A 14,454-nucleotide genomic window follows, 5' to 3' on the forward strand; every position below is an offset into this window, starting at 1 on the left:
AAGCAAACGGTTTCCTTTATTTATTAATCTCTATCCACAACAAATCTTTCAATGCATCCAACCCTTGTTGGGCTACGGCTGAGATGAACACAGAGGGAATGTTGGCTGGCAATTCAGCTTTCATTTCCTGCTGCAATTCTTCGTCCAGCATGTCTGATTTGGTGATGGCTAGTACGTGAGGTTTATGTGAAAGTTCAGGATTGTACTCCTGAAGTTCATTTAATAAAATGGCGTATTCTTCTTTAATAGTGCGGTTGGTGTCAGCCGGAATCATGAACAACAGTACTGAGTTACGCTCAATGTGACGCAAGAAGCGGAAGCCCAAACCTTTGCCTTTTGATGCGCCTTCAATAATGCCCGGTATATCGGCCATTACAAATGATTTGCCGCCACGGTAGGCCACAATACCCAAATTAGGTACCAGCGTGGTAAAGGCATAATCGGCAATCTCGGGCTTAGCAGCCGATACTACAGATAATAAGGTTGATTTACCGGCATTAGGGAAACCTACTAAACCTACATCGGCTAACAATTTTAACTCTAATATATTCCAGTTTTCCTGTCCGGGTTCGCCGGGTTGGGCAAAGCGCGGGGTTTGCTGCGTGGCCGATTTGAAGTGCCAGTTACCTAATCCGCCGCGGCCGCCGTCGGTTAATATTTTAGTTTCGCCATCTTTGGTTATTTCAAAGATCACTTCGCCGGTCTCGGCATCCTTGGCTATAGTGCCCAGGGGCACTTCCAATATCTCGTCGCGGCCGGTTTTGCCTGTACACAAGGCGCTGCCACCGCTTTCGCCATCGCCGGCTATAACATGCTTACGATATTTAAGGTGCAGCAAGGTCCACAACTGGGCATTGCCTTTTACAATTACGTGCCCGCCGCGGCCACCATCACCACCATCAGGACCGCCCTTGGCCGTGTGTTTATCGCGGTGTAAGTGTGCCGAACCACCTCCGCCTTTACCTGAACGGCAGCAAATTTTTACGTAATCGACGAAATTGGAACCTTGACTCATGTGCTATTCTTTTTCAAATTCCGAATATCAACCCGAAACCGCTTTTTTACTATTGCCATTACAAGTGCTAATAGAATATCTTGTTACTGGTTGTTCATCCTATTGTACAAGATTTATCACTATTATTCGAGATGACAGTCGTATTTATATTATAAATGTCTTAAAACAACAATTTCGGATTCAAACAGTTCGTTGTGACCCGTCTAAATCCGAAATCGCGAATGCTGTATTGTTATTTCTTAATACTGCTCCACCACAGCGCTCACAGCGCTGAAAATATCGTCAATACCACCTATACCGTTAATGCTGGTAAATTTGCCCTGTGCTTTATAAAACTTCGCAACGGGGGTAGTTTTGCTGTTGTACTCGTTGATACGTTTACGGATGATTTCCGGATTGGCATCATCAGGTCTGCCAGAATCCTTACCGCGTAACAGCAGGCGGCTTTCCAGTTCCTGATCGTCAACCACCAAAGCAATCATACCTGATATGCTGGTATTTTTACCTTCTAACAAAGTATCCAGTGCAGCGGCTTGCGCTACCGTACGTGGGAAACCGTCGAAAATAAAACCTTTAGCATCGGGATTGGCGTCGAGCTTATTGCTTATCATACCAATAACTACTTCATCGGGAACCAAAACACCTTCATCCATCAACTTTTTAGCTTCGAGACCTAAAGTGGTACCCTGTGCAATTTCATTACGTAATATGTCACCGGTTGAAAGGTGGATTAAGCCGTATTTTTCAATCAGTTTTTGAGATTGTGTTCCCTTGCCAGCCCCGGGCGGGCCAAACAAAACTAAGTTCAGCATCCTTTGATTTTAAATTTAAATAAAAAGCCTTTCTGCAATTATACGGAAAGGCTTTATGATTAAAAAGTGCACTCGAAGGGAGTCGAACCCCTAACCTTCTGATCCGTAGTCAGACGCTCTATCCAATTGAGCTACGAGTGCTTCCTGAAACGGAATGCAAAAGTAGCATATTTTGCCATTCCGTTCAAATATTTTTTAAAATTTACTGTAACTTTTTTTCAATTGCATCAAAATCAGGTAGATCGCCAGCTGATTCCAACACCTCTGCATATATGATACGCTGTTCTTCGTCGATTACAAAGGCTGCACGCTTGGATACACCTTTTAATCCAAATACAAATTCATCGTAAATAGCACCATAATCGGCAGACGCCTGCTTATTGAAGTCAGACAGCAGCGGAAACTGGTATTCGTTCTCTTCTTTAAACTTAGCCAAGGTAAAAGGCGAATCAACTGAAATGCCTAAAACCTGGGCATTAATACCTTCATAAAAACCAAAATTGTCTCTAAGCGTGCAAAGCTGCGTAGTGCAGGTACCGGTAAACGCCATAGGAAAAAAGTGAAGAACCACTTTTTTGCCTTTAAAATCAGCTAATGATATTTCTTTTAAATCAGATGATATGAGTGTAAACTGCGGGGCCACCTGGCCAATAATTAATGACATAGGTTAATCTTATTTTACCTCAAAATAAACACTTATAACTGTAATTAACTATAGCCTGGCGCTATAAGGAGCAATTATGAGATTACATTAACCAAACTTAACTTACAAGCTAACGTTGATTTGTTAAAAATTACTGCAATGAAAGCACTGGTAATAACCCAACCGGGGGGCCCGGAAGTACTACAGATAAGAGACAGACCGGTACCCCAGCCTAAACCGCATGAAGTGCTTATTAAAGTAGCGGCCGCAGGTATAAACAGGCCCGATGTAGCACAGCGTAAAGGCGCATATCCACCACCGCCCGATGCACCGCAAGATATACCCGGCCTGGAGGTTGCCGGTACAATTGAAGCTATTGGTGATGCGGTTACCCTTTGGCAAACCGGCGACAAGGTTTGCGCACTGGTGAGTGGCGGCGGTTATGCCGAATATTGTACAGCACCTGAAGGGCAATGTTTACCCGTTTTGCCAAACCTGACTTTGACCGAGGCTGCATCCTTACCCGAAACCTTTTTTACGGTATGGAGCAATGTTTTTGATCGCGGCCGTTTGCAACCTGGCGAAAGTTTATTGGTGCATGGGGGCAGCAGCGGCATTGGGGTAACGGCCATACAAATGGCTAAAGCGCTTGGCAGCGTCGTTTATGTTACCGCAGGTAGCGATGATAAATGCCGTTTTTGCGAGCAGTTAGGTGCCACCAAAGCAGTTAATTACAAAACTGAAGACTTTATACCTACCATAGCACAAATTACCGGCGGCAAAGGCGTAAATGTAATACTGGATATGATAGGCGGCGATTATACTCAGGGCAATATCCAATCGCTTGCTGAAGAGGGCCGGCTGGTGCTGATTAACACCATGAAAGGCAAAGACGTGCAGGTAGACCTCTCCATGGTAATGCGCAAGAGGCTTTTCATCACCGGTTCAACGCTTCGGCCAAGGGATAGGCCATTTAAGTCGGCCATTGCTACGGCATTAAAAAAAACTGTTTGGTCCTTGATCGAAGCAGGGCAAATTAAGCCGATTATCCATCAAACATTTGCAGCACAGGACGCCGCAAAAGCGCATGCGTTGATGGAAAGCAGCACACATATAGGCAAGATTGTTCTGGAATTTAGTTAGCCATCAGCTTATAGTTGGAAGTTTATGGCAAAATAAAAATGGTTGATGGTTAATGAAGCTAACCAGTAGCTACAATGAACCATCAACCACTAAATATAAACCTAACGGATATTATTTTGCCGGGAAAATGACGCTATTAAAGCTGTTTACATCGGCCTGCGGAATGTTTGACCCATATTTGGTATTGATGGCTTTAATAAACTCATTAGCTTCGATAGCATAACCTTTAGGGGTTAGATGCACCCCATCCAGCGAAAAAATACCGCCGCGTACAAAATCGGCGCTTAAGTTTACGCCATTTATTAATAAACCTTTCTGCTTTAAAGTATTCAAAAAGGTAAAGGCATCAAACACAGCTAAGCCTTTGGCAGCAGCTACAGAGTTGATGGTTTGGTTGTAGGAGGTTACATAATCGCGCACCCGTGCTACCTCATTCGGGTCAAGAACATACTGATTCTCGATTGGATTAAGTGGCGAAACGCCATAACCACTTACCCCCATTTTGCTGGTTGGAAAAGTAAGTGTGATTAAGTCGGTAGTTGTTGCAGCGCGAGCGGCATAAGTACCATCATCTTTACGAGCATTAACGTACAAAGTAGTAACCGTTGGCGCTACTTTTTGTACACCTGCTAATAAGGCTGGGATGGTAACCGTTGTAAAAAATGGAATAGTGCTTACATCTGGAATAGTAGCAACGGCACCTTTTTGACCGCCTGTAGTTAAACGGTTAATAACAGCGGTAAATGCAGCAGTAAAGTCGGCTTTCTCTGTTAACTTATTTGCAGGGTTAGTATCTACACCACCTGCAGTAGCATAACCCAAAGCATCATTATTGCCCAACCAACATGTAAAGAAAGTGTATGGCTTAGCAGTGATAAAATCCAGATATGGCGTATTAGCCAACGGGTATGATGCCGCAAGTACACGCTCATAATAAGGATTGGCATTAGCATATCCTGGTACGCTACTATAAACAGCGTCAACCAACCTAATTCCCGGAATACCATAGTTGTTGTTATCACCACTGTATTTAACAAACAAGGATGGGGTAGCGCTACGGAAAGCTGTTTGTGATGGCGCTACATCCACGATAACCGGCGTGCCATCAACAAATCTGTCTATTTTTTTATACCCTGAACCATTGGCCTGTGCCTCGGTAAACAAAGGCTGTGCAAAGTTACCGCCGCCTACAGCTTTTAACTGCTCGGCAATGATATTGGGAAATGAGTTGATCTGCCCGCTGCGGTATAAGCCACCATCGGCATAACCGGCAGTTTGTGAGTCACCTACGGCAATGTAGGTTGTAAAATCGGCCGAGCCGCTGGTAGCCGGAGCTACATCAACAGTGGGTTTACAGGCGGCTAAAACCAGCAAACCCGCTAAAAATATATTTTTGTAATTATTTAGTTTCATCTTAAATCTCTTTTAATGTGTATTAAATTCCCTTCCCATGGAGGCTTAGCAGGGCGCTGTTTACCAATGATAAACCAACGCTACACCCGGTATATACACATTGCTTTTAAACGTTCCTGATAATTGTGTTTCGATATTGGTTTGTGTACGGGTACCGAGGCGTTCGTACTCAAAAGACAGGTCTAAATCAAAATGCTTGTTAACCAAGTAACTTAAGCCAGCAGTGTAAAAACTGCGGTTGGCATCGGGCACTTCCGGAGTTACATAACCATCCCTAACAGGGGTTGAGGCATAACCGCCACCCGCACGTAGCATCAATTTATCAGTTGCCTTGTACTGGGCACCCACACGTAAGCTTACTGCATTTTTGTAATTACGTGGCGAGTAGGTATCCTGCAAGGTTGTGGTGTTATTGCCATAATCAAAAGCCAAGGCTTTGTAAGTATCAAAATGCACGTAGTTGGCATCAAAAGCTACCAGCCATTTTTGCGCAAAGCTGTAACCAAAACCTATGGAGGTAGTTGCAGCCAAAGGCAGCTCGGCTTTAAATGTGTTAGGGCTTGGAAAACTGGTTTGTAAACTTCCCGGCACTGTAAATACAGCATCCCCATCGTTTAGCTTAGTATTTACTTTTGAGCGGTGGGTAATACCAATAGTTAATCCTTTCTTGGTGTCAATAAATACCCCAGCGTTAAAGCCGTAGCCATTACCGCCGCCTTTCAGTTCAGCTTCGCCCTGCGGATTGTTTGCATCTGCCAGCGGAATGGCACGTTTAAGGTTTACGCTGCCATGGTTGTACACAAAACCGGCACCTACGCTTATTACATCGCTTATTTTGTAACTCACTGTAGGCTGAAAAAAGATGGTTTTCAGGTCGAGCGAAACTAAGGTATACTTACCCGGCCAATTAGTGCCCCAGTCGGTTAAACCACCATATGGCGTGTAAACGCCTAAGCCTACTTTCCATTTAGCGGCCTTAGGTCCCCAAACGGCATAAACGTTAAATGGCGGCGCTATTTTATCGGCCGTGTTGTATTGTACGTTAGAGCCGGTGGCTACAAACCCCGATTTAAACATAAGCGGACTTACGCCTGCCTGTAAATAATTTTCGGATAGTTTGGCAACAGCGCCGGGGTTAAAAAACACCGAGGAACCATCCAACAACAAACCGGTACCCGTATGGCCCATCCCAATTTGCTTTTGGCCTTCCAGGTTAACCTGAAAGCCTTGTGCAAAAACCGCAAATGGCACGCAAGCCAGCATCAGCAGTATAATTTTTCTCATAATTAGAAATTGGTTTTATTTAACTGACAATTTTTATAAAAAGGCTGCTAAGATAAATAAATTAACAAAGTTCGTATGGCTCAGGTTTTACTTAAAATTCTTTCATTTAAGTAGTTAAAAATTCATTATAAACCTTAACTTTGCGCTCCGAAATAGTGTGATATACCCATACGCACTCGTTTCATTATCAGTAAATAAAAATTACGCAAGGTATATATGCCAAACATTGGAAAAATCTCACAAATCATTGGTCCGGTAGTTGACGTAAGCTTTAGCGATGATGCACATCTTCCCAAAATTTACGATGCGCTGCAAATCACTAAAAGCAATGGACAAAAAGTTGTTTTAGAAGTTCAGCAACACCTGGGCGAGGATCGCGTTCGTGCTATTGCCATGGACTCAACCGACGGCTTATTGCGCGGCATGCCGGTAACCGACCTTGAATCACCTATCCGTATGCCTATTGGCGACGATATCAAGGGCCGGGTATTTAACGTAGTTGGTGAAGCTATTGATGGTATTCCATCTTTGGACACAACCAATGGCCGCCCTATTCACGCTACGCCTCCAAGATTTGAAGATTTATCAACCGAATCAGAAGTACTGTTTACCGGTATTAAAGTAATTGACCTGCTGGAGCCTTATGCTAAAGGTGGTAAAATTGGATTGTTTGGTGGTGCCGGTGTTGGTAAAACGGTATTAATTCAGGAACTGATCAACAACATTGCTAAAGCATACTCTGGTTTATCAGTATTTGCCGGTGTAGGTGAGCGTACCCGCGAAGGTAACGACTTATTGCGCGAGATGCTGGAATCTGGTATTATTAAATACGGCGAAGCCTTTATGCATTCAATGGAAGAAGGTGGCTGGGATCTCTCAAAAATCGACAAAGAAGAATTGAAAGACTCTAAAGCAACCTTTGTATTCGGTCAAATGAACGAGCCGCCGGGTGCACGTGCACGTGTTGCCTTATCAGGTTTAACTATTGCCGAGTATTTCCGTGATGGTGATGCTGAAGGTAAAGGTCGCGATATTCTGTTCTTTATCGATAACATTTTCCGCTTTACCCAAGCTGGTTCTGAAGTATCGGCACTGTTAGGCCGTATGCCATCAGCGGTAGGTTACCAGCCAACACTTGCTACCGAGATGGGTGTAATGCAGGAGCGTATTACGTCAACCAAACGTGGTTCTATTACATCTGTACAAGCGGTTTACGTACCTGCGGATGACTTGACCGACCCTGCGCCGGCCACAACCTTCGCTCACTTGGACGCTACAACGGTATTGTCTCGTAAAATTGCCGAGTTGGGTATCTACCCTGCGGTTGACCCTCTTGATTCAACTTCACGTATCCTGAGCCCTACTATACTAGGTGCTGAGCATTATGATACGGCACAACGTGTAAAAGAAATTTTGCAACGCTATAAAGAGTTACAAGACATCATTGCCATTTTAGGTATGGATGAGTTATCTGAAGAAGATAAGCTTACTGTATCACGTGCACGTCGCGTACAACGCTTCTTGTCACAACCTTTCCACGTGGCCGAGCAATTTACCGGTTTAAAAGGTGTATTGGTTGATATTAAAGATACCATCAAAGGCTTTAACATGATAATGGATGGCGAAGTGGATGAATATCCTGAAGCCGCTTTTAACTTGGTAGGCAGCATTGAAGATGCTATCGAAAAAGGTAAAAAACTGTTAGCAGAAGCGAATAACTAATAGATGTGAGACATTAGATTTGAGATTTGAGATAAAGACAATGATTAAACGCATCGGTCTCACATCTCAAATCTCACATCTCAAATCTAACCCCAATGACTTTAGAAATTCTTACTCCCGATAAAAAAGTGTTTGAAGGTGAGGTTAACTCTGTTACCGTACCGGGCACTATGGGATCATTTGAGATATTAAATAACCACGCGCCTATCATCTCCACTTTAGAAGATGGCAAGCTTACCGTTCGCGGCACCGGCAAAGAGGATGTATTTCTGATTAAAGGTGGTGTGGTTGAAGTGAATAACAACAAAGTGATGGTATTAGCCGAAGGCATTACCCACCGTTAGTATTCTTATACCTTTATAAACAAGAAACGCCCGACTGCACAGTCGGGCGTTTCTTGTTTATAAGTCTCTCTACTGTCCATATATCCCTTCTGCAGTTTCGGGCAGGCAGCAAAAATCCTGTTTAAGCAATAGCTATATGCTAATACGACAAACCGGTACCCTTTCATAACACATCTTTGCAACACATTCTGTTAATTTCCATCAAGTTGATTGCTGTTCAGACAAACCCATTACAAAGTAATATAAGCCATACCACCGCCCGGACAAATTAAGTACTCATTATAAAAGAGCGCAAGTACAAAAAGCAACAACCAAAAACTTTTAGAACTCAATGCTAAAGCACAACCGCCGCCTATAGCTTTTTTCGCTTCTACGTATTTTTAAGTCATAATTAAGCAGCAATGCTATGCATGCATAACATACATACCGAAAACCAATTTAAACTTTGGTATACCAGGTTGAGAATATAATTCTGAATATACAAACAACTGTAAAACATTATTCGGTAATTCTCATCCAATCAGAATAAAAAACTTTGCAAAAAAAACTTAATTTGGCTATTGCCACTTTTAACGCATCTCCCTACCTTACAAATATTGATTGTAACCTAAGTCGACAACCTATTTAGCACGCGGGCGCATTTGTACCAACAATAAAGCGTTTGCTCAGAAGTTGAAAAGGTCGCATCAAATTTAACCAAAAAGAGCTGTTCAAACTAAAATGAGTTATACAACCGATACTACAGAAGCAACAGAGTTAAACCGCTACAGCAAAACCCTTACGGCCGACCCTACCCAGCCGGCAGCACAGGCCATGTTATATGGCATTGGCTTAACCGATGATGACATGAAAAAGGCGCAGGTGGGTATTGCCAGTATGGGTTATGACGGCAACACCTGTAACATGCACCTTAATGATTTGGCCCAGGTGGTAAAAAAAGGTGTTTGGGGCGAAAACCTGGTGGGCTTAGTTTTTAACACCATTGGTGTAAGCGATGGCATGAGCAATGGTACCGACGGCATGCGCTACTCACTGGTTAGCCGTGATGTAATTGCCGATTCGATTGAAGCGGTTTGCGGTGCACAATATTACGATGCATTAATTGCCCTGCCTGGCTGTGATAAAAATATGCCCGGCTCATTAATAGCTATGGGCCGGTTAAACCGCCCGTCTATTATGGTATATGGTGGTACTATAAAACCTGGCCATTATAAAGGCGAGGATTTGAACATCGTATCGGCATTTGAAGCGCTGGGCAAAAAAATTGCCGGCACTTTAGACGATATTGACTTTAAAGAGATCATTAAAAATGCTTGTCCTGGCGCTGGTGCTTGTGGAGGCATATATACGGCAAATACTATGGCCGCCGCTATTGAGGCGCTGGGCATGAGTTTGCCATACTCATCATCAAACCCGGCATTAAGCGAAGACAAACAAAAAGAGTGTTTGGCCGCTGGCAAAGCAATTTATAAGTTACTGGAGCGCGACATTAAGCCATCGGACATCATGACCCGCAAGGCGTTTGAAAATGCTATTGTTACCATTATGGTAATGGGTGGCTCTACGAACGCCGTGCTGCACATGATAGCTATTGCCAAGAGTGTTGATGTACCTTTAACACTGGATGATTTTCAAACCATCAGTAACCGTATACCGCTATTGGCCGATATGAAACCGAGCGGCAAATACATGATGGAAGATTTGCACAAGGTTGGCGGCATACCTGCCGTTATGAAATACCTGCTTAAATTAGGCTGGCTGCATGGCGATTGCTTAACGGTAACCGGAAATACACTGGCCGAAAACCTGGCCGATGTACCTGACTTTGATTTTGAGAAGCAAGACATTATTATGCCGGTTGAAAAAGCAATTAAAGCAACCGGGCACTTACAGATACTATACGGCAACCTGGCAACTGGCGGTAGTGTAGCCAAAATTACCGGCAAAGAAGGGGAGCGTTTTAGCGGCCCTGCCAGGGTGTTTGAAGGTGAGCAATCACTTATAGCCGGTATAACCAGCGGCCGCGTACGCCCAGGAGACGTGGTGGTAATAACCCACGTAGGCCCTAAAGGGGCGCCTGGCATGCCCGAAATGCTCAAGCCAACATCGGCCATATTTGGAGCAGGTTTGGGCAGTTCGGTAGCGCTGATTACCGATGGCCGCTTTTCGGGCGGCACACATGGCTTTGTGGTAGGCCACATTACGCCTGAGGCCTGGGAAGGTGGCAACATAGCCCTAGTGAAAGACGATGACCACATTACTATTGATGCGATAAGTAATACGATCACCTTAGATATTAGCGAAGAGGAACTGGCACAGCGCCGCAGCCAATGGCAGCAGCCTAAGCCGCCGGTTAGCAAAGGCTTACTATTTAAATATTTTAAAAGCGTAAAAGACGCCAGCCAAGGCTGCGTTACCGACGAAGAGTAAATCGGGCTGTAGGTTGTAATATACTGTGTTATAAGCTTTAATTAAACACAGCACATATAGCCCACACCTTAAAAAAAGAACAAACAACTTAGAACGAATACCATGGAAGTTGCACAACAAGACGTACTTACTGCACCTGAAGAGCAGGCCGCTATTGAAATGACGGGATCGGCTGCGCTGTTGGAAGCCCTGATTGTGGAAGGCGTTGATACCATTTTCGGTTATCCGGGTGGTGCCATTATGCCTATTTATGATGCTTTGTATGATTACAAAGAAAAGCTCAATCACATCCTCGTGCGCCACGAGCAAGGAGGCATTCATGCCGGGCAAGGTTACGCCCGTTCATCAGGCAAGGTAGGCGTCGTCTTTGCTACAAGCGGTCCCGGTGCCACTAACCTGGTAACCGGCCTGGCCGATGCGCAGATAGATAGCACACCATTGGTATGTATAACCGGACAAGTGTTTGCCCATTTGCTGGGTACCGATGCCTTTCAGGAAACCGACGTAATTAACATCACCACCCCGGTAACCAAATGGAACTACCAGGTAACCGATGCTAACGAAATTCCGGAGGCTATCGCAAAGGCGTTTTACATAGCACGCACCGGCCGGCCTGGTCCGGTATTGATTGATATCACCAAGAACGCGCAGATACAAAAGTTCCAGTATAAAGGATATGAACCGTGCAAGCACATCCGCAGCTACAGGCCCAAACCAATTGTTAGGCCGCAGTTTATTGAGCAGGCTGCACAGGTCATCAACGAGGCTAAAAAACCTTTTATCCTTTGGGGGCAAGGCGTTCTGTTAGGCAGTGCCGAGCAAGAGTTTAAAGCCTTTGTTGAAAAAAGCGGCATTCCGGCTGCATGGACAATTTTAGGTGCGGGCGCTATCCCAACCGATCATCCTCAGAATGTGGGTATGCTGGGCATGCACGGCAATTATGGCCCCAACGTATTAACCAACGAGTGCGATGTGTTGATTGCCATTGGCATGCGTTTCGATGACCGCGTAACCGGCCGTTTAGATAAATATGCCAAACAGGCTAAAGTTATCCACCTGGATATTGACCCGGCCGAAATTGACAAGAACGTAAAAACGCATGTTGCCGTTTGGGGCGATTGTAAGGAAACCTTACCCCTGCTAACGCAGCTGGTTGAAGCCAAACAACATACCGAATGGCTGGAGAAATTTAATGACTTTACCCGCAAAGAGGTGGAAGCCGTTATTGATGCCGAGTTGCACCCGCAAACCGGCGAAATGACCATGGGCGAGGTAATTGATCAACTCAATAACTTAACCAACGGTGATGCAGTAATTGTAACCGACGTAGGCCAGCACCAAATGGTAGGCTGCCGTTATGCTAAATTTAACCACACCCGCAGCAATGTAACCAGCGGCGGCTTGGGCACCATGGGCTTTGCTTTACCTGCGGCTATCGGCGCTAAGTTTGGCGCACAGGAACGCACCGTTGTAGCTGTAATTGGCGATGGCGGCTTCCAAATGACACTGCAGGAGCTGGGCACTATTATGCAAAGCGGTGTTGACGTAAAGATCCTGATCCTGAACAACCGTTTCCTGGGCATGGTACGCCAATGGCAGGAACTGTTTAACGAGCGTCGTTACTCCTTTGTAGATATTCAAAGCCCCGATTTTGTACAGGTGGCTAAAGCTTACGGCATTGCCGGCAAGTGTATAAGCGAGCGCGAAGATTTGGGTTCGTCACTTCAGGAAATGCTGCAACACCCCGGCTCGTTTTTATTGGAAGTAATGGTAACCAAAGAAAACAACGTTTTCCCGATGGTACCACAGGGATGCAGTGTAAGCGAAATCAGACTTAAATAAACCACACCTCATGAGCAACGAAGAGATATTACCTGAGGGTAAACAGGAATTTAACATCACGGTATATACCGAAAACCAAATTGGTTTACTAAATCGCATTGCTATTATTTTTACTCGCCGTAAAATTAATATCGATAGCCTGAACACTTCTCCGTCAGAAATTGAAAGCATTCACCGCTTCAACATCGTAATTGACGAAACTGAGGAAGTAGTGCGCAAAGTTTGTCGCCAGATTGAGAAGCAGGTAGAGGTTTTAAAAGTTTACTACCACACCAACGCCGATATTATTTGGCAAGAAATGGCCCTGTACAAGGTGCCTGCCGATATAATTGCTGAAAAGGCCTCAGTTGAACGCCTGCTACGCGAGAATGGGGCACGTGCGGTAGTAATTCGTAAAGATTACATCGTATTTGAAACCACAGGTCACCGCGAGGAAACGGACAATTTGATAAAAGTACTGCAACCTTATGGCTTAATTGAATTTGTACGCAGCGCTCGCATTGCCATTATTAAAGATAGTGATGGTTTCAACCGCAAGCTGCGCGAGTTTGAACAACGCGAACCGGGTGAGGATGTAATCGAAAACGAATATTTAAACCAGGGGCAAAAAGTATTCACCATGTAGGTTTAAGGTTTTGGGTTGAAAGAATCCGACGATTCATACCCTTAACCAATAATTATCAACCCATAACGAAAAATTAAAAAACGAAATCATAACACAATAACTAATAAAGAAATGGCACAATTAAATTTTGGCGGTACCGAAGAAAACGTAGTAACCCGCGACGAATTTCCTTTATCAAAAGCACAGGCTGTATTAAAAGATGAAGTAGTAGCGGTAATTGGCTACGGCGTTCAAGGTCCGGGCCAGGCGCTTAACCAAAAAGACAATGGTATTAACGTTATTGTTGGTCAGCGTAAAAACTCAAAAACCTGGGATAAAGCCATAAGCGACGGCTTTGTACCCGGCGAAACTTTATTTGAGATTGAAGAAGCACTGGAGCGTGGCACCATCATTTGCTACCTGTTAAGCGACGCTGCCCAGATTGAATTATGGCCAACTGTTCAAAAGCACTTAACGCCAGGTAAAGCCCTGTATTTTTCACACGGTTTCGGTATCACCTTTAACGAGCAAACAGGCATCGTTCCGCCAGAAGGTGTTGACGTGTTCCTGGTAGCGCCAAAAGGTTCTGGTACATCATTGCGCCGCATGTTTTTACAAGGCCGTGGCTTAAACTCAAGCTTCGCTATCTTCCAGGATGCAACCGGTAAAGCATGGGAACGTGTTATTGCTTTGGGTATTGCCGTAGGTAGTGGTTACCTGTTTGAGACCGACTTTAAAAAGGAAGTGTTTAGCGATTTAACCGGTGAGCGCGGTACGCTGATGGGTTGTATACAAGGTATCTTCGCCGCCCAATATGATGTATTGCGCAGCAAAGGCCACTCACCGTCAGAAGCCTTTAACGAAACGGTTGAAGAATTAACCCAATCATTAATGCCATTGGTAGCCGAAAACGGCATGGATTGGATGTATGCCAATTGCTCAACCACTGCACAACGTGGCGCTTTAGATTGGTGGAAAAAATTCCGTGATGCTACAAAACCGGTATTTGAAGAATTATATGAAAGCGTAGCTACCGGTAAAGAATCTCAGCGTTCAATTGACAGCAACAGCCAGCCTGATTACCGCGTAAAACTGAATGAAGAACTGAAAGAACTTCGCGAAAGTGAAATGTGGCAAGCCGGCAAAACGGTTCGCAGCCTGCGCCCTGAAAACCAGGAAGTAGAAGCATAAATTTGCGGTAG

At 44.6% G+C, this 14,454-nt stretch carries 12 protein-coding genes and 1 tRNA gene; 7 read left to right on the forward strand and 6 right to left on the reverse strand.

Features of this window, described 5'->3' with window-relative positions:
* Window positions 1–16: 16 nt before the first annotated feature.
* The 4 genes from obgE to ABDD95_RS16495 all read right to left on the reverse strand — a co-directional run bounded on the left by obgE (window position 17) and on the right by ABDD95_RS16495 (window position 2,491).
* Window positions 17–1,015 carry a GTPase ObgE gene (gene obgE / locus ABDD95_RS16480; RefSeq protein WP_345948433.1) on the reverse strand — a complete coding sequence of 333 codons (999 nt, stop codon included), beginning with the start codon at window positions 1,013–1,015 and terminating at the stop codon, window positions 17–19.
* Window positions 1,016–1,254: 239 nt separating this feature from the next.
* On the reverse strand, window positions 1,255–1,827 hold the full coding sequence (locus ABDD95_RS16485; protein WP_345948434.1) for an adenylate kinase: 573 nt from the start codon (window positions 1,825–1,827) through the stop codon (window positions 1,255–1,257).
* 67 nt (window positions 1,828–1,894) lie between these two features.
* A tRNA-Arg gene (locus ABDD95_RS16490) sits at window positions 1,895–1,968 on the reverse strand.
* A 61-nt stretch (window positions 1,969–2,029) separates the two neighbouring features.
* Entirely contained in the window at window positions 2,030–2,491 is a 462-nt protein-coding gene (locus tag ABDD95_RS16495; RefSeq protein WP_345948435.1) for a redoxin domain-containing protein, read from the reverse strand.
* A 138-nt stretch (window positions 2,492–2,629) separates the two neighbouring features.
* On the opposite strand from ABDD95_RS16495, the gene ABDD95_RS16500 reads away from it, so the two are divergent.
* Window positions 2,630–3,613, forward strand: a complete 984-nt coding sequence (locus ABDD95_RS16500; RefSeq protein ID WP_345948436.1) for an NAD(P)H-quinone oxidoreductase — start codon at window positions 2,630–2,632, stop codon at window positions 3,611–3,613.
* A 111-nt stretch (window positions 3,614–3,724) separates the two neighbouring features.
* Here the strand turns inward: ABDD95_RS16500 and ABDD95_RS16505 are convergent, their stop codons facing one another.
* Complete coding sequence (locus tag ABDD95_RS16505; RefSeq protein WP_345948437.1) at window positions 3,725–5,026, reverse strand: SGNH/GDSL hydrolase family protein; 1,302 nt, start codon at window positions 5,024–5,026, stop codon at window positions 3,725–3,727.
* Between the two features lie 60 nt (window positions 5,027–5,086).
* Window positions 5,087–6,310 carry an outer membrane protein transport protein gene (locus ABDD95_RS16510; protein WP_345948438.1) on the reverse strand — a complete coding sequence of 408 codons (1,224 nt, stop codon included), beginning with the start codon at window positions 6,308–6,310 and terminating at the stop codon, window positions 5,087–5,089.
* 216 nt (window positions 6,311–6,526) lie between these two features.
* Between ABDD95_RS16510 and atpD the strand changes: the two genes are divergently transcribed.
* The 6 genes from atpD (at window position 6,527) to ilvC (ending at window position 14,443) form a co-directional block, all read left to right on the forward strand.
* Entirely contained in the window at window positions 6,527–8,032 is a 1,506-nt protein-coding gene (gene atpD / locus ABDD95_RS16515; RefSeq protein WP_345948439.1) for a F0F1 ATP synthase subunit beta, read from the forward strand.
* 95 nt (window positions 8,033–8,127) lie between these two features.
* The gene (gene atpC, locus ABDD95_RS16520; protein WP_345948440.1) at window positions 8,128–8,376 is read left to right on the forward strand and encodes an ATP synthase F1 subunit epsilon; all 249 of its coding nucleotides are present in this window, start codon (window positions 8,128–8,130) and stop codon (window positions 8,374–8,376) included.
* Window positions 8,377–9,096: 720 nt separating this feature from the next.
* Window positions 9,097–10,806 carry a dihydroxy-acid dehydratase gene (gene ilvD / locus ABDD95_RS16525; protein ID WP_345948441.1) on the forward strand — a complete coding sequence of 570 codons (1,710 nt, stop codon included), beginning with the start codon at window positions 9,097–9,099 and terminating at the stop codon, window positions 10,804–10,806.
* 102 nt (window positions 10,807–10,908) lie between these two features.
* Complete coding sequence (gene ilvB / locus ABDD95_RS16530) at window positions 10,909–12,648, forward strand: biosynthetic-type acetolactate synthase large subunit (RefSeq protein ID WP_345948442.1); 1,740 nt, start codon at window positions 10,909–10,911, stop codon at window positions 12,646–12,648.
* 10 nt (window positions 12,649–12,658) lie between these two features.
* The gene (gene ilvN, locus ABDD95_RS16535) at window positions 12,659–13,273 is read left to right on the forward strand and encodes an acetolactate synthase small subunit (protein WP_345948443.1); all 615 of its coding nucleotides are present in this window, start codon (window positions 12,659–12,661) and stop codon (window positions 13,271–13,273) included.
* A 111-nt stretch (window positions 13,274–13,384) separates the two neighbouring features.
* On the forward strand, window positions 13,385–14,443 hold the full coding sequence (ilvC, locus tag ABDD95_RS16540; protein ID WP_345948444.1) for a ketol-acid reductoisomerase: 1,059 nt from the start codon (window positions 13,385–13,387) through the stop codon (window positions 14,441–14,443).
* Window positions 14,444–14,454: the final 11 nt, after the last annotated feature.

The sequence above is a fragment of the Mucilaginibacter sp. PAMB04274 genome, assembly GCF_039634385.2.
In the GTDB taxonomy this organism is placed as follows: domain Bacteria; phylum Bacteroidota; class Bacteroidia; order Sphingobacteriales; family Sphingobacteriaceae; genus Mucilaginibacter.

Excerpts from the sequence above, each read along its gene's own strand:
- ilvC (WP_345948444.1), top strand. The coding sequence starts at position 13,385 with ATGGCACAATTAAATTTTGGCGGTACCGAAGAAAACGTAGTAACCCGC.
- ABDD95_RS16505 (WP_345948437.1), bottom strand. The coding sequence starts at position 5,026 with ATGAAACTAAATAATTACAAAAATATATTTTTAGCGGGTTTGCTGGTT.
- atpC (WP_345948440.1), top strand. The coding sequence starts at position 8,128 with ATGACTTTAGAAATTCTTACTCCCGATAAAAAAGTGTTTGAAGGTGAG.
- ilvN (WP_345948443.1), top strand. The coding sequence starts at position 12,659 with ATGAGCAACGAAGAGATATTACCTGAGGGTAAACAGGAATTTAACATC.
- ABDD95_RS16500 (WP_345948436.1), top strand. The coding sequence starts at position 2,630 with ATGAAAGCACTGGTAATAACCCAACCGGGGGGCCCGGAAGTACTACAG.
- atpD (WP_345948439.1), top strand. The coding sequence starts at position 6,527 with ATGCCAAACATTGGAAAAATCTCACAAATCATTGGTCCGGTAGTTGAC.
- ABDD95_RS16495 (WP_345948435.1), bottom strand. The coding sequence starts at position 2,491 with ATGTCATTAATTATTGGCCAGGTGGCCCCGCAGTTTACACTCATATCA.
- ABDD95_RS16485 (WP_345948434.1), bottom strand. The coding sequence starts at position 1,827 with ATGCTGAACTTAGTTTTGTTTGGCCCGCCCGGGGCTGGCAAGGGAACA.
- ABDD95_RS16510 (WP_345948438.1), bottom strand. The coding sequence starts at position 6,310 with ATGAGAAAAATTATACTGCTGATGCTGGCTTGCGTGCCATTTGCGGTT.
- ilvB (WP_345948442.1), top strand. The coding sequence starts at position 10,909 with ATGGAAGTTGCACAACAAGACGTACTTACTGCACCTGAAGAGCAGGCC.
- obgE (WP_345948433.1), bottom strand. The coding sequence starts at position 1,015 with ATGAGTCAAGGTTCCAATTTCGTCGATTACGTAAAAATTTGCTGCCGT.
- ilvD (WP_345948441.1), top strand. The coding sequence starts at position 9,097 with ATGAGTTATACAACCGATACTACAGAAGCAACAGAGTTAAACCGCTAC.